We start from the raw sequence: 18,184 nt of genomic DNA on the forward strand, positions 1-18,184 counted from the left end.
TACGAACGAAAAGAATTATTAAAAAAAACAGTAAAAGAAGAGCTAAAACAATCCGGCCGACTATTTTAAGAATTGTTAACCCAAGGGTTTTATTTACTGATTTCTGTGGCATGTTGTGGTGTTCCTTGTATTAAAAAAAGGATTTTCGAAATACAAATTTATTATTTTAAAGCTTGTTTATGCACTTTAATAAATATATAAATAATTCATACAGTAAAGTAATTAAAACTATTAACATCACAGGTATTATTTATGTCTTTTGTCTAGAAAATTGCCCAACGGTTAGCGCATAATTGCCAACGCGAAATTTGGTGTTTTATAAAGAAGGTGTCCAGCAAAAAACCTTGTTTTACCAAGGTATTTGGTATTGGACACAAAAAATAGTATTTTAAGAGGCCTCTTGTTTAATAGCTGTAAGTTTAAACAAATTTTTTAAATACGTTTCAGCCCCATGTCCGCTTCAAAAAAACCTCAAAAACGAATAGAATACAAAGGAAAACATGTACGTGTTTCTAGGACTGGAGGCCTATCGGCAACCAAAACTTTTTCGGGTAAAGGGTATGCAGCCACAATAAACACCAATCATGGCGTGCGCCTACATAAGCGCTTGTTTAAAGGTGCGCGTATGGGTTTTCAGCGTGGAAACTTTCAGTTTATAGGTAGGTATGCTAGCGGCCCTTTTCGCTTTAACATATCGAAAAGTGGCATGAGCACTTCTATAAAAAACAACCGAGGTTCTTATAACTTACTAAAGCCCAATTATTCTAGTTTTAAATTAGCAGGTGTACAGATTCGTGGAAAAAATGCTGCTACACTACAGCTTATTTATATGGGAACCTTGGCAGCTATTGGTATTCTTAAGTTGTTTTGGCGATTAACTGTTTTTATAGTTTGGATGTTGTTTTTAACCCTAGCATGGTGTATAGATTTTAGCGTAGGTTTTGTAAAAGGATTTCGAGACACTACATAAGGCTTATTTATTTACAAGCATTTATGAGGCTAATTGCTAAACGTTTTGCCTAATTAGCCAACAAAACCTTCTGGTATTGTAGCTTTAAAAAAACGTGTAAACAGCTAGTTCTTTTGTTTACAATTTATTAGGCACACTGGGCAATTGGTTATTCTTTAGGAATGTAAAATAAAAAGTAGTACCAACACCTTCTTGACTTTCTAGCCAAATTTCACCCTGATAGTAGGTAATTATTTTTTTAACAATAGAAAGCCCAATGCCAGAAGAGGTACTTTTGCTTTCCAGTTTGGTAAACACTTTAAATATTTTATCGAAATACTGTGCATGTATTCCAATGCCATTATCCTTTACAAAAAACTCGTAATGGTCTTTTTTTTCAACACAGCCTATTTCAATTATACCCTTTTCTTTATCGGAATATTTTAAAGCATTGTGAATTAAGTTCTGAAATACCTGTTTAATGCGCCATGTGTTGGCATAAATATTAGGTAAATTTTCTTGTATTTTAATTTGTATGTGGCGGGGTATTAAAAGTGTTTTTACAATTTCGTTTACAATGGCATTGGTATTAATTTTTGTGTCTGGTGTTTCCAGTCTGTCGATAGTGGAATAATCCAGAATACCTTCTATTAAGAAATCCATTTTTTCCACATTAAATAACACCAGATTTAGCTGTTCCAAATCGGTTTTATTTAATTGGGCCTTTTTGTCGTCCATAAACCACGTAATCAAGGTATGAATACTTACCAAGGGCGCCTTTAAATCGTGCGAAACCGCGTGTGCGTACTCGTTAAGTTGTTCATTTTGGCGCGATAAATGGATTAGTAGTTCTTCTTTTTTCTTTTCTTGAGCTTTTATTTGGTCCTCGTGTTCCTTTCGTTGCATAACATTAACCAGCATATTGGCAAAAACAAAGAGGATGTTTTTTTCGTTTTCAGTATAAGGTTTTAAGGTTTTTACAGCATCAAAACCCACAAAACCAATAAGCTGGTTGTTTTTAAACTTCGGAATAGCTAATAAACTTTTTACGCCCTGTGGTTCTAAAATACCGCGTAAACCATGTGGACCGTCTTTGGGCAATAAACTAACATTTTCAATGTAAAACGCTTCACCTTTTTTATGCGCTTCCAACCACTGTGGAATGTAATCTATGGGAACATTTTGTAAGTTGTGCATCTCCGACGATACACCTTCTGCACACCACTCGTATGTGTTGGAGGTGGTATTGGTATTAAAATCGTATGAAAAAATATAACTTCTATCTGAACCAACAAATTGCCCAATTTTTTTTAAAGACGCATTTATAATGGTATCGATATCCGATAAATCTGAATTAATATACTTGGTAGAAATACTAATTAATAAATCTTGAAAACGCAGCTGCCTCTCAATAATTCTATCTTTCTCTTCCTGTTTCATATACTAAATGGATCCATTTTAATAGTTTTTTTCGTGCTAATAACTATCTGCGCAGGCATTTCTTGCACTAAACAAGCGTTTATAAACGCACTGGTAGTTATTAAGCCCTGCAGAATATACTCAAAAAAAAATGTAATTGGATGCGTAAACGGTTTAAATACCACATATTTAATAAATATTACATTACCAATACATTAAAATACATTTTTACCAATAATTACAGTTGCTAACATAGGTTTGGGGCAAAAAACATAGTACGGCACTTTGTGATAATTTTAATTACACACTTCAAATTTACTATTTATTAGCAATATGTTTTAGGCAAAATAAAAAAGCACCTACAATAAATTTGTAAGTGCTTGATTTTAAAAGTGGTCCCACCTGGGCTCGAACCAGGGACTTTCTGATTATGAGTCAGATACTCTAACCAACTGAGTTATAGGACCCATTAGCGCTAGGCTAATTCATTACCCTCTTTTTGTAAAGAGAGTGCAATATTACTACATATTTTTTTACTCTCAAAGTATTTTTATTCCTTTATATCTTGACACAACTCAATAAGTACTCCATTTGTAGATTTTGGATGTAAAAACGCCACCATTTTATTATCGGCTCCTTTTTTAGGCGTTTTATTTAATACGGTAAAGCCTTCTTGTTCCAGTCGTACAAGTTCCGATGCAATATCATCAACATCAAAAGCTATGTGGTGAATGCCTTCGCCGCGCTTTTCAATAAATTTTGCAATGGGACTTTCGGGGTTGGTAGCTTCCAGTAACTCCACCTTATTGCTACCCACCTTAAAGAATGATGTATTTACGCCTTCGCTTGCCACTGTTTCAATTTTATAATGCGGTGCATTAAAGAGTTTTTTAAATAGGTTATTGGCATCTGCCAAATTTTTTACCGCAATACCAATGTGTTCTATTTTGTTCATATATAACTTTTAAAAGGTTTCGTCTGTTTTAATTAAACATATTTTAGTACCTTCAAAAATACAATAATCTTTAAATATGCGTATTTTTGTACCATGGAAGAAACTCAAAGACAAAAAAAAATAGGATCGGTTTTACAACGCGATTTGGTTGAAATACTACAAAAAGCAGCTATATATGGTGGCATGCAAGGTGTTTTAATATCCGTTTCGAAAGTAAAAGTTACAGCAGATTTGCTTGTTGCAAAAGTATATTTAAGCATTTTTCCTAACAATAAAGGTAAGGAGTTATTGGTAGGCATTCGTTCCAATGCGCCACTTATTAAACACGAACTGGCCCAGCGTACCCGACACCAATTACGACGTATGCCGCAATTAGAATTTTTTATAGACGACTCATTAGAATATATTGACGGTATTGAAAAATCGTTGAAAAGAACAGAAAATCCTATTCAAGATCCAAATTTACTGGAGAAGCGAAAAAAATCGTAAGGAAATTACAACACGCACTGAACACACATAAGTCTTATCCGAAATTATATGAGCCTATTAGCTAGGTAAATTATGAATTTTTCCCTTTACATAGCCAAGCGGTATTTACTTTCAAAAAGCAGTAACAACGCTATTAATGTTATTACCGGTATTGCCGCTGCAAGTGTTGTATTGGGGGCTTTATCCTTATTTATTGTTTTGTCCGGTTTTGCTGGCTTGAAGGATTTTACACTGAAATTTACCTCTATAATAGATCCTGATTTAAAGGCAGAAGCTGCAGTTGGGAAATCGTTTATGCTAACCACCGAAGATATAAACGCCCTGAATAAACATCCAGATATTGTTTCGTTTGCACAAATAGTTGAAGAGCGTGTTTTTATAGCTTTTGATGATAAAAATTATCCCAACGGTTTTATAAAAGGCGTAGATACCAATTATGTTGCGGTTACAGCCATTGATTCTGTTATTCCGTTAGGTAGTTGGTTTTCAAACAATAGCAACCAAATTGTTACAGGTTGGGGTATTGCCAACAGACTAAATATTGGGGTAATGGACTATGGGAAGGCTGTTGAATTATTTGTACCCAAACCTGGCAAAGGGCAAATTACCAACATAAAGCAGGCCTTTACCAGTTTAAAAGCTATAAACGTAGGTATTTTTGATGTTAACGAAACAGCCAACAATAAGTATGTTTATGCACCTATTGCCATGGCCAGACATTTATTAAATTTTCAGAGTCAGGAGGTAACAGCATTAGAGTTTAAGATAAGTAACGATGCCTCGGAAGAAACCGTTAGGGAAGCAATTACTGCTATACTAGGAGACAAAGTAGTCTTAAAAAACCGAGAACAACTTAACGATGCGCTGTATAAAATGCTAAATACCGAATACCTAGCCGTTTACCTTATTTTTACTTTAATATTAATAATTGCTTTGTTTAACGTTGTTGGCACCATTATTATGATTATTCTAGATAAAAAAAAGAATCTATTTACCCTTTATAATTTAGGTGCTACGGTAAAAGATATAAGAACCATTTTTTTTCTTCAAGGGTCCTTAATGACTGTTTTTGGTGGTTTTGTGGGTTTAGTTATTGGTTATGTATTGGTGCAATTACAAATAAGTTTTGGGTTTATAAAAATTACACCAACGCTACCCTACCCTATGGGCTTAAATATCGAAAACTTTTTAATTGTTTTTATAACCATTTCGGTTTTAGGTATTTTAGCTTCTAAAGTAGCATCAACACGTATTAGCAAAAAGTTAATTCAAACTGCTTAAAATTACCTAAAAAGCCAAGCAGTTATTGTGCAAATTGGTAATCAGAAAATTTATCTAAAACCTCATCAAAAGCTGCAAATACATCTACTGCGCTATCGCTGGTAACCATTTTCATACGGTACTCTTTAAAGTTGGGAATACCCTTAAAATAGTTTGTATAATGCCGGCGTGTTTCAAAAACACCTAATTTTTCACCTTTCCAATCAATAGCCATTTGCAAGTGGCGTCTGGCTGCTTCTACCCGCTCCTCCAATGAAATGGGGTCTAGATGTTCTCCTGTTTTAAAAAAATGTTTTACTTGTTTAAAAAACCAAGGGTTTCCAATGGTAGCCCGACCAATCATACAGCCATCTAGTCCGTACACATCGCGCATTTCCATAGCACGTTCGGGCGTATCTACATCGCCGTTACCAAAAACAGGGATATGCATTCGGGGGTTGTTTTTAACTTCGGCAATGGGGCGCCAATCTGCTTCACCTTTATACATTTGGGCCCGCGTTCTGCCATGAATAGAAATGGCTTTACAGCCCACATCCTGAAGTCTTTCGGCTACTTCTAAAATACGAATAGAGTCATGGTCCCAGCCCAAACGTGTTTTTACAGTAACCGGTAAATTGGTACGTTTAACCATTTCGGCGGTTAGTTGTTCCATTAGGCAGATATCTTTCAATATACCAGCGCCAGCACCTTTGCTTACCACTTTTTTTACAGGACACCCAAAATTAATATCTATAATATCGGGATTGGATTTTTCAACAATATCAATGGTTTGCAACATGCTCTCCAAATTGGCACCAAATATTTGAATACCTACTGGCCGCTCGCGTTCGTAAATATCTAATTTCATAACGCTTTTGGCCGCATCGCGAATTAAACCTTCGCTGGAAATAAATTCTGTGTATACCACATCAGCGCCTTGCTCTTTGCATAAAGCGCGAAATGGCGGGTCGCTTACATCTTCCATAGGTGCTAATAGTAGCGGAAAGTCAGGAAGTTCTATGTTACCTATTTTAACCAATTGCTTTTTATTTTGCGCAAAATTACGATTTTTTATTATTAGAAATCTCTTTTTTAACTGTATGCCTTTGTAGTACCCAAAAACCATAACAGGCTAGAAGCAACTCGCCTACCAAACCAATTTGATAAATTACCGTGGGTGTACCCTCTAGAATATACCCCAAAAGACGCCCAAAACCTATTCCAAACATAAATATACAATTGGATACTAAAGCCATTTTTAAATAGGTTTTGTTAAAAATACCAAGCAACCAAAGTACAGAAAACCCTATGTACAGCCCCATAACAGCTTTAAAAAAATGGTGTGCGTCTGTGGTGTTTATATGAATATTAAATAATAAAGCAGGTTTAAATCCGTAAACCAACGCCACAGGCAGCACGATACAAACCGATATAATTAAATGTATTTTGCTTGTAAATTCCTGTTTATTTATAGGCATAACATATTAAAAGTTAATAGTTACTTCCAAAGGTTTGCCGTTTCTTTTTACCGTAACTTTTGTACTATCGCCAGTATCAAAAACCGACAAAGCGCGCATATAACTCATCATATTCGTAACGGTACTATCACCAAGTTTAACCACCACATCACCTTTTTCCAAACCAGCTTTTTGTGCGGGTTTATCTTCGCTTACGCCATCAATTCGCATGCCCTCCCCATCGTATAAATAATCTGGAACAACGCCTAAACCAACGCGAAACCGCGGCGATTCTTCGCTTTCGTTTTTAGTTTTTCGGAAAGCTAATTTTCCATTATCATCCAAATCGGAAATAACATCAAAAATATAAGATGAAATAGTTTCCATGCCCGTATAATTTAGCTTGTCTGCATCATCACTAGGTTTGTGGTAATCCTCATGCTGGCCAGTAAAAAAGTGCAAAACAGGAATATCAATTAAATAAAACGACGTATGATCGCTTGGGCCCACACCAGATTCGTTTTCAACCAACTTAAATTTATCGTTATGTGCGCTTAAAACCTGTTTAAACACAGGTGAGGTTCCGGTGCCATAAACAGCCAACGTGCTATCCTGTTTTAAGCGACCAACCATATCCATATTTATCATATAACTTACGGCTTTACTATCAATAGTTGGGTTTTTAGCAAAGTAATTAGAACCCAATAAGCCCATTTCTTCACCAGAAAAAGCCATAAATAAATAATTATTGGCTGTATTAACACCTTTTAATTTTGCTGCTAAATCCAGCATTACCGCTACACCGCTAGCATTATCGTCTGCGCCATTGTGTATGGCCTTTTCGCCCTTATACAAAGACCCCTCGCCACCATAGCCCAAATGGTCGTAATGAGCGCCAATTATTACAGTATTGGCAGCCTGATTATCTATATAAGCTAATACGTTTATACCTGTTATGGTACTATCCTGATTGTTTGTAGTATAGGAAACAGATTCATGCGGATTGGTTTTTGGGGTAAACGTAAAACTTTGGTAGTAGTTATCGGTACCTTTTCCAGCTATACCCAGTTCTTTAAAACGCTCAACTATATAAGCAGCAGCCTTTTTTTCGCCTTGTGTCCCTGTTTTTCGGCCTTCCAAAGCGTCATCGGACAAAAATGCTACATCCTCTTTTATTTTGTTTTTGTAAGTGTCCTCTTGTTTACACGCTATAAATGAAATAAAAAGTATAATTAAGGCTATTTTCTTCATATTAATAATGTTATTTTTGAGCAAATTACGTAATTATTGTCACTTTTTAATAACAACTTATAATGAAACCTTTAATTTATAGCAGCCTGTTGGTTGTCCTATTATCCGTTTCCTGTAAATCGGACAAACATACCAATCCCGACGCAGAGTCTGGCGCAACAACCTGGGTAGATTCTTTAATTTATCCAGAGGAAAAACACTTTAAAAGCCTAAAACAAATAACCTTTGGTGGCGATAATGCCGAAGCCTATTGGAGTTTTGATGATAAGCAATTGGTATTTCAATCCAATAATACAGCTTGGGATGTAAAATGCGATCAGATGTTTTTAATGAACGCTGATGAAATTTTTAAGGACAATATACCTCCAATGGTAAGTACTGGAAAAGGCCGTACAACCTGTGCCTATTTTTTACCAGATAACAAACATATTATTTATGCATCCACCCATTTAGGAGGGGAAGAATGCCCCGAAACTCCCTTGCGTAAAAACGGCAAGTATATTTGGCCAATTTATGATACCTACGATATTTTTGTAGCCGATTTAGAAGGCAATATAACCGCACAATTAACCAATGAAAAAGGCTATGATGCCGAGCCTACGGTTTCGCCAAAAGGTGATAAAATTGTATTTACCTCTGATAGAAGTGGCGATTTGGAATTATACACCATGAATATTGATGGAAGTGATGTGAAGCAAATTACCTTTGAACTAGGGTATGATGGCGGTGCCTTTTTCTCGCCAGATGGTACCAAACTTATTTTCCGTTCGTCTAGGCCAAAAACAGAGGAAGAAATTAAAGAATACAAGGATTTACTAGCTGAAGGTTTGGTGCAACCAACTGAAATGGAATTATATATTTGTAATGCCGATGGTAGCGATTTACGCCAACTAACCAATTTAGGAAATGCCAATTGGAGTCCGTTTTTTCACCCAAGCGGCGAGAAAGTTTTATTCTCTTCTAATTTTGAGTCCGAACGCGGTTTTCCGTTTAATTTATATATGATTGATATTGATGGGAAAAATTTAAAGCGTATAACACATAGCGAAACCTTTGATGCCTTTCCCGTATTTTCTAACGATGGTAAAAAACTTATTTTCTCGTCTAATAGAAATAATGGCGGTGGAAGAGATACCAACTTGTTTATTGCAGAATGGCAAGATTAACAGGATAGCTATGCTGCATTTGTAGCCATTAAAGCTAACGGAATACCATGTTTAATTATTTAAAATTGGAGTCAGATAGTTCAGAAATTAGTTTTTCTAACATTCTAACACCTTTGTTTAGTTCATCTTTGGTAATAAATTCATTAGCTCTGTGGGCCTGTTCTATAGATCCAGGTCCGCAAATAGCGGTTTGGAAACCTTCATTTGCAAATTGCCCTGCTTCGGCTGCATAGGCTACTGTATTCAATTTAGAATTACCAGAAATACGTTTTAAAAGTGTTACAATATCGGCATCTGCTTTAGTATCTAAATGCGGTACTGCCGGATGATTTTCTTTTGTTTCTATTTTAAAATTTGGAAATTGGGGTCTGATGTCTTCTTCGCGTTGGCGACAAAAAGCTTCAAACTCACTAACTATAGTTTGTATATTATCCATGGGGATGGTACGAACATCCCAATAAAAAAAGGCGTTATCTGCAATTATATTTGGCGCAATGCCACCGTTTACCATACCAACATGGATGGAAGAATGTGGCGGTTGAAAGCGGTTGTCCAAACGCCCATCCTTAATTAACCGGTTCATTTTTTGCTCCAACCACCCTATTAAACGCATGGTTTCATGAATAGCACTTACCTCTTGTTTTATCCGGCTGCTATGTCCAGCCGAGCCGTTTACAGTGGTTTTTAAAATATTAATTCCTTTTTGTCCTACAATGGGTTCCATCATAGATGGTTCGCCAATAATAGCATATTTAGGTGTTTCGGTGTAGTGGCTTTTTAAAGCGGTTGCCAATTCGGAGCCAGCTAAACACCCCACCTCTTCGTCATAGGAAAAGGCAAAATAAATTGGTTTTTTTAGGTTGGCTGCTACCATAGCAGGGAGGGTAGCCAAGCAGCATGCTATAAAGCCTTTCATATCGCAGGCTCCTCTTGCATATAGTTTTCCATTACCCTTATCCGTTAGTTCAAAAGGATTTGTTTGCCATGCTTGTCCTTCAACGGGAACCACATCTGTATGACCCGATAAAATAACGCCACCGCTTACTGGCGGACCAATTCTACAATGTAAAGACGCTTTAGTTCCAGCTTGGTTGGGTACTAAAGTGGTGGTTATACTATGGGATTCTATATAGTTTTTTATCCAATGAATGATACTTAAATTACTTTGACCTCCAAGAACTGGAAAGGCTACTAATTTTGATAAAATTTGTTCAACAGTCATGATTACACTTAATTATAATTAATAGCTACGGCCACCATAAGTGTTACAAAAGCCATAATAAGCAGCAAAACAAACATAGGAAAAATAAAACGCAACCACCTATCCAGCGGTACACGGCACATACTTAACATAGCCATTAAACCTCCTAAAGTAGGATTGATTAAATTAGACAAACCATCGCCAATTTGAAAGGCTAAAATAGTTATTTGTTTTGTTAACCCCACCGATTCGCCTAAAGGCAGCATAATTGGTAGGGTGGCTAAAGCTTGACCACTACCAGATGGAATAAAAAAGTTTATAAGCGTTTGTGATAATGTCATGGTTATGGCCGAAGCATACACAGGCAAGTTTTGTAATACTAATGATACATGGTACGAAATGGTATCGGAAATCTGACCCATTTCCATAAGTACTTTTATAGAAGCGGCAAAACCTACCATAAAAGCACCAGGTGCTGCTACAGACACCGCTTTTAAAACGGTTTCGCTCATAATTTGTGCTTTCATTTTAGATACCAATCCACACAGTAAACCAATCATTAAAAAAACGGCAGACAATTCATTTAAATACCATTTTAAACGAAATACGCCGTATAACATAACAGCTAAACCACTAAAAAAAACAGCTAACACCAAGCCGTTATTAACAGAAATACGGTAAGCTTTTATAGGTTTAGACAGCGCTAAACCCGTAATATCCAGTTCTTTTCCCAAACTTTTTTCGGGATATTTCCTTATTTTTTTAAAATACCTTACGTTGTAATAGGCCATAGTACTTAAGGCTACAAAACACAGTACGGCACGTAACAAAGCACCAGAAAACATAGGCAACTCCGCTAATTTGTGTCCGGTGCCTACCGTATACGGGTTTATAGGTGATAACCCAAAACCAATTGTCATGGCACCTATGGAAATTCCTGCCGCTAAAATTAAATCGCCACCCAAAGCCAAACTCAATATAGCCGCAATTGGAATCATGGCAATATTATTTTCGTAGCCTACAGCAATACCTAAAAAACCATAAATAAACGTAACAAGTACAATTATAATTTGTTTGTTTTTAAGGCCTAAATGTTTAACCAAAGTACCAACCGCATTTTCAACCGCTTTGGACTTTTCCATAAAACCAAACATAATTGCGCCAGCAAATACCACAAAAATAATATCTACTGCCGCTTTAAAACCCAGCGGAATAGCTTTAAACATGTCTAAAATACCAATAGGCGTGGCTGGAATTGCTTGGTAGGAATTGGGTATTACAGATTTTCTTCCATCCACCACTACCCGATCGTAAGTGCCCGCTGGTAGTATATAAGTTAGTACACTAACTATAATTATAATGGCAAATAACATGGTAAGCGCATGAGGGATACGCGCATACCACGCTTTTTTGCGCACCTTATAATTTCCCATATTTATTTTTAATTACTTTTTTCCAAACGGTTACGCTCATCTAAATCGTTGGTGCGTTGGTTGGTGTTTAATCCTGTATTTCCAAATTTATACGAAAAACCAAGCTTAATATACCTGTTGTCTTGATTTAAAAATCTAGAATTATCCTGATTTAAATACCGCGATGTTACTGTATAATCCTGTGTGTTAAATAAATCGGCAAAAGCTAATGTTAGGGCTCCCCTGTTGTTGAGAATGGTTTTTTTTAGGGTTAAATCGCTTATTAATCGGGTGTCTATGGTTTGAAAACCTTGCTGGTATTCGCTTATATAAACTAACGAGAAATTAGCCGTTAAACTATTGTCTTCTAAAAACGTAAAATCGTTACTTAAAACGGAGTAATTGGACCAAGTGTCACGCTCCAAAAGCATATTGTTTATAGTTGCCTTATCGGACCAGTTTAAAAACGATGTTACCGCATACACATTCCAGTTTGGTAACACATCAAAAATTGCCACAAAATCGAAGCCAAAATCGACTGTTTTAACCAAATTAGTAGGTGTAAAAACAAGCAAGTTGTTTACATTATCTTGCAACGGTAATTCTGTAAAGCTGGATTCAATATCTTTATAATAGGCTTCAACAAAAAAGCTTTCGTTTAAAGACACGCCAATAACAGCATGATTTGTAATAGCGGGTTGTAAGTTTGGGTTTCCAGTTACAATAGTATTGTCGTTTAAATAAAACTTAAATGGGTTAAGCGATTGAAAATCTGGACGCTCTATACTGCGCTTAAAATTGGTGTAAATATTAATTTTTTTTGAAACCTGATAGCTTATATTGGCCGTCGGAAACCAGTCAAAATAATCTTGTTTATTGGTAATACTGCTGCTAAAATCTTTTCCTTTTGTGTCTGTTTGTTCTACCCGCAAACCAAAACTTAATTGCCATTTTTCCCAAGATTTATCGAAACTAGCATAAGCAGCGTAAATACTTTCATTGTATTTAAAAGCATTGGAATTAGCACTATCAAAAACAGATAAAGCACTATTAAGGTTAAACTGATTTAGCTTGCTATCTGTTTTAATAAACGAAACTTTAGCTCCTGCTGCAAAGGAGGCTGTTTCGCTTAAGGGCAAACTATAATCCATTTGACCTGTGTTTATTAAGGTGTTTTGGTCGGAAGTTGTATTGAATAGATTAAGAAAATCGAAAGCATTGTTGCTGTTAAAATAAGTACTTCGCACATGCTGGTCGCGGTGATAATCGTAAGTTGTTAAGTGGGTGTTAAATGATAAACTACTACCGCTTTCAAAATTAATATCGTAATCTAAATCGAAGCCCAAGTTATATTTATCGTCGTTGGAGTTGTTAATATTATTAAAATCGTACAACTTGTTGTAAGTGGCATTAAACACCTCCGAAGATCCTTTTGTTATGTATTTAAATTCAGGTACGTACAATAAATTGGCCGAAAACCCAATAGTATGGGTATCGTTAATAAAATAATCTAAATTGGTATTTAAGGTATGGGTTTGCGACCATGTCGTGCGGTCGAAATCTGAAAATAAGCGTTCGGTAACACCCAAATTATCTTTAAAATTCACGTTTTCATCACTGGCCCGTGCTACTTTGGCATCTTGGTAGTTGTAACTAGCAAACAGATTTATTTTTTTTGTTTTATAAAAATTAGAAATTCCGGCATCGTAACGTGCGTAGGTACCTTGCGTGTAATTTCCAAAAACAGTACCGTTGTACCCCGTTGCTAAATTTTTACTCATAATTATATTTAAAACCACACCGGCATCTGCATCGTATTTTGCAGGTGGATTGGTAATGACCTCAACAGATTTTATAGAATTTGCTGGTGTGCCCTCTAAAAGTTGTAATAATTCGGCATCGGTAAGGTGTATTTTTCGGTCGTTAATATAAACGGTTGGTGTTGCGTTACGAACGGTTAAACTGTTGTTTAAAATTAAAACGCTAGGCGTATTTTTTAAAACATCGGCCATGTTTCCTTCACTTAAGGCCGTATTAGCAACATTAAAAACCAACCTGTCTACTTCTTTTTTCAAGGTGGGTTTTTTAGCAATTAAAGCCACCTCATTTAAGGCTTCTGCCACTTCTTCCATGGTTATAGCCTCTAAAGTTAATTCTGAATTTGTAACAGAAATGGGAAGCATTACATCTTTAAATCCCACAAAACTAATTTTTAAAACATAGTTGTTTGGTGCAATATTTTTAATAGAAAAAAGACCTGTTTCTAGAGAAGATGTGCCGGTAACCGCCAAAGAATCTGGCGTAGATAACAATACAATATTGGCGTAGGCAATTGGATTTTTTTGTAAATCTGTGAGTTTTCCGGATACCGAAAAATTTTGAGATACTACGGTGTTTGAAACCAATAAACTGAAGCAAATTAGACTGTATAAATGCTTGACATTCATGAATAAAATTTTTGTTTTGCAATATATCGATTGTTTTTTACTCGTAATTACGGTTTTCCCGTAAATAAATAAAATTAAGATTATTTGTTAGAAATATTTAAAGCGCTAGAAAACAATTATATTTGCATTATAGTTATTATGCTAGACATCAGGATATGAAGCACATCAGAAATTTTTGCATTATTGCACACATCGATCACGGAAAAAGTACGCTGGCAGACAGACTGTTAGAGTTTACTGGGTCGGTAACCGATAGGGAGAAACAAAACCAACTATTAGATAGCATGGACTTGGAACGCGAACGCGGAATTACCATTAAGTCGCACGCTATTCAAATGGATTATATTTACAAAGGTGAAAATTACGTTTTAAACTTAATTGACACACCGGGGCATGTCGATTTTTCCTACGAAGTATCGCGGTCCATTGCTGCTTGCGAAGGCGCCTTACTTATTGTAGACGCGGCACAAAGTATTCAGGCCCAAACTATTTCTAATTTATACCTGGCATTAGAAAACGATTTAGAAATTATTCCCGTTTTAAATAAAATAGATTTGCCTAGTGCTAATCCTGAAGAAGTTAAAGATGATATAGTCGATTTACTTGGCTGCGATCCAGACGATATTATTCCTGCTAGTGCTAAAACAGGCATTGGTATAGAAGAAATCCTTAATGCCATTATAGAACGTGTTCCTGCTCCAACAGGAAACGTAAACGAACCTTTACAAGCCCTTATTTTCGATTCTGTTTACAATCCGTTTCGCGGCGTTGAAACCTATTTTCGCGTAATTAACGGTTCCATAAAAAAAGGCCAACACATTAAATTTATTGCTACCGGAAAAACGTATAACGCCGATGAGGTAGGTACCCTTCGCTTAAAACAATTTCCACGAACGGAAATTAAAGCTGGCGATGTAGGTTATTTAATTACCGGTATTAAAGAAGCTAAAGAAGTAAAAGTAGGTGATACCATTACCGATGCTAAAAACCCTACAGTAAACGCCATTAGTGGCTTTGAAGATGTTAAACCAATGGTTTTTGCTGGTATTTATCCGGTAGATACAGAAGACTATGAAGATTTAAGGTCGTCCATGGAAAAGCTCCAGCTTAACGATGCCTCGTTGGTGTTTACACCAGAAAGTTCAGCTGCTTTAGGTTTTGGTTTTCGATGTGGCTTTTTAGGCATGCTACATTTAGAAATTATTCAAGAACGTTTAGAACGCGAGTTCGATATGACGGTTATAACAACCGTCCCTAACGTTTCCTATCATGCATTTACAAACAAACATCCGGAAACACCAGTAATTGTTAACAATCCAAGCGATTTACCAGAACCATCTTCTTTAAACCGAGTGGAAGAGCCTTATATTAAGGCTACCATTATTACAAAATCCGAATTTGTGGGCAATGTTATGTCGTTGTGTATAGACAAACGCGGTATTATTACCAACCAAACCTATTTAACTACAGAGCGTGTAGAACTCACTTTTGATATGCCCTTGGCAGAAATAGTTTTCGATTTTTACGACCGCTTAAAAACGGTATCTAAAGGCTATGCGTCTTTCGATTATGCGCCTATTGGCATGCGGGCCTCTAAATTGGTACGTGTAGATATTTTACTTAATGCGCAACCTGTTGATGCCCTTTCGGCATTAATTCACGCCGATAACGCCTACACCATTGGTAAAAAAATTACCGAAAAATTACGCGAATTAATACCAAGACAACAGTTTGATATTCCTATTCAGGCTGCTATTGGTGCCAAAATTATTGCCCGCGAAACCATAAAAGCACTCCGAAAAGATGTAACCGCTAAATGTTATGGGGGCGATATTTCCAGAAAACGTAAATTATTAGAAAAGCAGAAAAAAGGTAAGAAAAAAATGCGCCAAGTTGGAAATGTAGAAATTCCACAGCAAGCCTTTATGGCCGTTTTAAAATTAAACGACTAGAACAAGCTCTTGCTTTAACGCCAAAACCTAATACAGTAACACCAGTAAAAAAACACCTATGCCCACTTAAACACAAGTGGGCATAGATATATAAAGTAGTAGCTTTACTCTTAAAAATTTAAGCTATTGTAGTTGCTAATTAGCTTAAGCTTGGGTGTTTTTTAGAACTTCTTTGGCCACATCTTCCACATCAAAAGGCTTGCCTAAATACACCAAAAACCAACCAGATTTTATACTGTCTGCATGGTTGTTATTAGCAGAAATAATGCTTAAATCGCCATCCTCATCTTTTAAAAACAACGGAATAATTTCCTTATCGTTTTTAGTTATTTCAATAAGTTTTTCAAAATGCGCTGGACTTTCTAAAGCTATTTCCTGAACAGATGGATGCTTATTGGTAACCGAAATTAGCGAGCTATAATCGTCTGTATTGGAAAAAAGCACTTCGTTAGGGCGTTTTTCATCGTTCAAAGTTTCTTCATTAGTTACTAATCTAAAACTACCATTTTCGCCAAATTCTTTGGTAAATTTATCAATAGCATATTTGTTAATATCGGAATTTGCCGTCATGGCCATAACATAGCCCACATCATTCAACTCAATATTATCACTTAAGTTTTCGGAATAAATATTCACATTTAAAGCCTCCAACCCTAGTTCTTTGCACTTGTTAATATTACTCTGGTTATTGTCTATAAGCACCACATGCCTGCCATTACGCTCTAAATAATGACCAATAACACGGGCAAATTTTGAGGCACCAATTATTAAAATACCTTCACTGTTAGTTAAAAATACACCCAGTAATTTAGCTACAAAACGCGCCGTAGTAGCATTTAAGAGGACGGTTCCTAACACAATCATAAACACCAAAGGCGTAATATACTCGGCACCTTCTACGCCTTGCTTCATCAGTTTTGTTCCAAAAAGCGACGCAATACCTGCTGCTACAATTCCGCGTGGCCCTACCCAACTAATAAACAACTTTTCAGGCGTTTTTAGCTTGGAGCCTGTTGTGCTTAAAAATACCGCTAGCGGTCTGATTACAAACACCACAATAGCAAACAACACAACCGTATTCCAATTGTAAAGAAGCATTAAGTCTGCCACACTAATATTGGCGGCTAAAAGAATAAAAAGAATTGAAATAAGTAAAACACTCAAGGATTCCTTAAAATATAATAACTCTTTGCGGTTTTGAAGTTTACTGTTTCCTAAAACCATACCCATAACAACTACAGCTAATAAACCCGATTCGTGTGCAAACACATCCGATTCTACAAAAACCAGTAGCACAGTAGATAAGGACACCACATTTAAAAGGTAATGCGGAATTAAATTTTTATTGATAACAAATTTTAAAGCATGGGCAAAAGTAAATCCGAAGGTGGTACCAAAAAGAATAATTTTACCAAACTCCATAAAAGCCGTTCGTGTAAAACCACTATCGCCGCCAACACTAATAAACTCGAATACCAAAACAGCCACCAAAGCACCAATAGGATCTATTAAAATACCTTCCCATTTTAACACAGCAGATAAATCCTGTTTTAACGGAATGTTTCTTAAAATAGGTGTTATTACCGTTGGCCCAGTAACAATAATGAGAGCCGAAAACAAAAAACATACCTCCCAACTTAAATAAAAAATGTATCGTGCGGCAATTGCTGCTCCAAAAAAGGTAATAACAGAACCTAGCGTAATAAGTTTGGTAATAACAGGGCCTACATTTCTTATTTCGTCCCGTTTTAGTGTTAATCCGCCTTCAAATAAAATAACACTAATGGCCAGAGATACAAAATAGTAAAGGCCATCGCCTGGAAAAAGACCTTTTTCGCCATTCCAAATAGGTTCAATCCATTTCGTGCCGTCGGCCGATAAAAATTCGGCTGCAATAGGCCCCACCAATAGGCCTATTAAAATAAGCGGGAGTATGGCCGGTATTTTTAGGCGCCATGCCACCCATTGTGCTAATATGCCTAGTATAATAATTCCTGCTAATTCAATCATAACATGTTGTGTTTGTACATGAGCTATTAAAAATTAATAGCTTTTCTGTGCAACCTACAAAAAACAAGTTTAAGATTTTTGTAATACCAAAGTAAGTTTCTTTTAAACCGTGTTTTATTTTAAGAGCACCCGCATGTGGCTAACCTAATTTAAAATTAAACCACTTTTATATTTGTAATGCACGCTAAATTAAAAAAAATTAACTAGCTGTAAGGA

Annotated in this window: 14 protein-coding genes and 1 tRNA gene; 5 read left to right on the plus strand and 10 right to left on the minus strand. The window is 36.1% G+C overall.

Translation table 11 applies throughout. The annotated features are described in order from the left end of the window. Positions 1-451: 451 nt before the first annotated feature. Positions 452-970 carry a hypothetical protein gene (locus ACFSQP_RS06565; RefSeq protein WP_376892616.1) on the plus strand — a complete coding sequence of 173 codons (519 nt, stop codon included), beginning with the start codon at positions 452-454 and terminating at the stop codon, positions 968-970. A 117-nt stretch (positions 971-1,087) separates the two neighbouring features. On the opposite strand, the gene ACFSQP_RS06570 is transcribed toward ACFSQP_RS06565, so the two are convergent. From ACFSQP_RS06570 to mce, 3 genes are all read right to left on the minus strand, one after another. After that, a complete protein-coding gene (locus ACFSQP_RS06570) occupies positions 1,088-2,389 on the minus strand; it encodes a GAF domain-containing sensor histidine kinase (RefSeq protein ID WP_376892618.1) in 1,302 nt (433 codons plus the stop codon). A 372-nt stretch (positions 2,390-2,761) separates the two neighbouring features. Beyond that, positions 2,762-2,835 (minus strand) — tRNA-Ile (locus ACFSQP_RS06575). Between the two features lie 83 nt (positions 2,836-2,918). Further along, the gene (mce, locus tag ACFSQP_RS06580; protein WP_376892620.1) at positions 2,919-3,323 is read right to left on the minus strand and encodes a methylmalonyl-CoA epimerase; all 405 of its coding nucleotides are present in this window, start codon (positions 3,321-3,323) and stop codon (positions 2,919-2,921) included. Between the two features lie 93 nt (positions 3,324-3,416). Here mce and rbfA point away from each other — a divergent pair, with 93 nt between their 5' ends. Together rbfA and ACFSQP_RS06590 are read left to right on the plus strand one after the other, a co-directional pair. Further along, positions 3,417-3,812, plus strand: coding sequence for a 30S ribosome-binding factor RbfA (gene rbfA / locus ACFSQP_RS06585; protein WP_376892622.1), 396 nt, complete (start codon positions 3,417-3,419; stop codon positions 3,810-3,812). A 72-nt stretch (positions 3,813-3,884) separates the two neighbouring features. After that, complete coding sequence (locus tag ACFSQP_RS06590) at positions 3,885-5,093, plus strand: ABC transporter permease (RefSeq protein ID WP_376892624.1); 1,209 nt, start codon at positions 3,885-3,887, stop codon at positions 5,091-5,093. A 22-nt stretch (positions 5,094-5,115) separates the two neighbouring features. Here the strand turns inward: ACFSQP_RS06590 and dusB are convergent, their stop codons facing one another. From dusB to ACFSQP_RS06605, 3 genes are read right to left on the minus strand one after another with little or no spacing between them, the layout of a single operon-like run. Continuing rightward, a complete protein-coding gene (dusB, locus tag ACFSQP_RS06595) occupies positions 5,116-6,111 on the minus strand; it encodes a tRNA dihydrouridine synthase DusB (RefSeq protein WP_376892626.1) in 996 nt (331 codons plus the stop codon). Between the two features lie 22 nt (positions 6,112-6,133). Beyond that, positions 6,134-6,550 carry a DUF4345 domain-containing protein gene (locus ACFSQP_RS06600; protein WP_376892628.1) on the minus strand — a complete coding sequence of 139 codons (417 nt, stop codon included), beginning with the start codon at positions 6,548-6,550 and terminating at the stop codon, positions 6,134-6,136. A gap of 6 nt (positions 6,551-6,556) precedes the next feature. Continuing rightward, positions 6,557-7,780: a M28 family peptidase gene (locus ACFSQP_RS06605; protein ID WP_376892629.1), complete on the minus strand. Its 1,224-nt coding sequence runs from the start codon at positions 7,778-7,780 to the stop codon at positions 6,557-6,559. A gap of 62 nt (positions 7,781-7,842) precedes the next feature. Between ACFSQP_RS06605 and ACFSQP_RS06610 the strand changes: the two genes are divergently transcribed. After that, the gene (locus ACFSQP_RS06610; protein WP_376892631.1) at positions 7,843-8,946 is read left to right on the plus strand and encodes a TolB family protein; all 1,104 of its coding nucleotides are present in this window, start codon (positions 7,843-7,845) and stop codon (positions 8,944-8,946) included. A 55-nt stretch (positions 8,947-9,001) separates the two neighbouring features. On the opposite strand, the gene argE is transcribed toward ACFSQP_RS06610, so the two are convergent. Genes argE through ACFSQP_RS06625 form a run of 3 tightly spaced genes read right to left on the minus strand, consistent with a single transcriptional unit; the run spans position 9,002 to position 14,006 of the window. Continuing rightward, positions 9,002-10,168: an acetylornithine deacetylase gene (argE, locus tag ACFSQP_RS06615; protein WP_376892633.1), complete on the minus strand. Its 1,167-nt coding sequence runs from the start codon at positions 10,166-10,168 to the stop codon at positions 9,002-9,004. An 8-nt stretch (positions 10,169-10,176) separates the two neighbouring features. Then, entirely contained in the window at positions 10,177-11,580 is a 1,404-nt protein-coding gene (locus ACFSQP_RS06620) for a YfcC family protein (RefSeq protein ID WP_376892635.1), read from the minus strand. Positions 11,581-11,588: 8 nt separating this feature from the next. Continuing rightward, positions 11,589-14,006 carry an outer membrane beta-barrel family protein gene (locus tag ACFSQP_RS06625; protein WP_376892637.1) on the minus strand — a complete coding sequence of 806 codons (2,418 nt, stop codon included), beginning with the start codon at positions 14,004-14,006 and terminating at the stop codon, positions 11,589-11,591. Positions 14,007-14,161: 155 nt separating this feature from the next. Here ACFSQP_RS06625 and lepA point away from each other — a divergent pair, with 155 nt between their 5' ends. Beyond that, positions 14,162-15,958 (plus strand): translation elongation factor 4, encoded by a 1,797-nt coding sequence (gene lepA, locus ACFSQP_RS06630; RefSeq protein ID WP_376892639.1) that lies wholly within the window; start codon positions 14,162-14,164, stop codon positions 15,956-15,958. A gap of 144 nt (positions 15,959-16,102) precedes the next feature. On the opposite strand, the gene ACFSQP_RS06635 is transcribed toward lepA, so the two are convergent. After that, on the minus strand, positions 16,103-17,968 hold the full coding sequence (locus ACFSQP_RS06635; RefSeq protein ID WP_376892641.1) for a cation:proton antiporter: 1,866 nt from the start codon (positions 17,966-17,968) through the stop codon (positions 16,103-16,105). Positions 17,969-18,184: the final 216 nt, after the last annotated feature.

It is taken from the genome of Bizionia sediminis (assembly GCF_042684585.1).
GTDB classification, from domain to species: Bacteria; Bacteroidota; Bacteroidia; order Flavobacteriales; family Flavobacteriaceae; genus Algorimicrobium; species Algorimicrobium sediminis.

Excerpts from the sequence above, each read along its gene's own strand:
- ACFSQP_RS06565 (WP_376892616.1), top strand. The coding sequence starts at position 452 with ATGTCCGCTTCAAAAAAACCTCAAAAACGAATAGAATACAAAGGAAAA.
- ACFSQP_RS06570 (WP_376892618.1), bottom strand. The coding sequence starts at position 2,389 with ATGAAACAGGAAGAGAAAGATAGAATTATTGAGAGGCAGCTGCGTTTT.
- mce (WP_376892620.1), bottom strand. The coding sequence starts at position 3,323 with ATGAACAAAATAGAACACATTGGTATTGCGGTAAAAAATTTGGCAGAT.
- rbfA (WP_376892622.1), top strand. The coding sequence starts at position 3,417 with ATGGAAGAAACTCAAAGACAAAAAAAAATAGGATCGGTTTTACAACGC.
- ACFSQP_RS06590 (WP_376892624.1), top strand. The coding sequence starts at position 3,885 with ATGAATTTTTCCCTTTACATAGCCAAGCGGTATTTACTTTCAAAAAGC.
- ACFSQP_RS06600 (WP_376892628.1), bottom strand. The coding sequence starts at position 6,550 with ATGCCTATAAATAAACAGGAATTTACAAGCAAAATACATTTAATTATA.
- ACFSQP_RS06605 (WP_376892629.1), bottom strand. The coding sequence starts at position 7,780 with ATGAAGAAAATAGCCTTAATTATACTTTTTATTTCATTTATAGCGTGT.
- ACFSQP_RS06610 (WP_376892631.1), top strand. The coding sequence starts at position 7,843 with ATGAAACCTTTAATTTATAGCAGCCTGTTGGTTGTCCTATTATCCGTT.
- argE (WP_376892633.1), bottom strand. The coding sequence starts at position 10,168 with ATGACTGTTGAACAAATTTTATCAAAATTAGTAGCCTTTCCAGTTCTT.
- ACFSQP_RS06620 (WP_376892635.1), bottom strand. The coding sequence starts at position 11,580 with ATGGGAAATTATAAGGTGCGCAAAAAAGCGTGGTATGCGCGTATCCCT.
- ACFSQP_RS06625 (WP_376892637.1), bottom strand. The coding sequence starts at position 14,006 with ATGAATGTCAAGCATTTATACAGTCTAATTTGCTTCAGTTTATTGGTT.
- lepA (WP_376892639.1), top strand. The coding sequence starts at position 14,162 with ATGAAGCACATCAGAAATTTTTGCATTATTGCACACATCGATCACGGA.
- ACFSQP_RS06635 (WP_376892641.1), bottom strand. The coding sequence starts at position 17,968 with ATGATTGAATTAGCAGGAATTATTATACTAGGCATATTAGCACAATGG.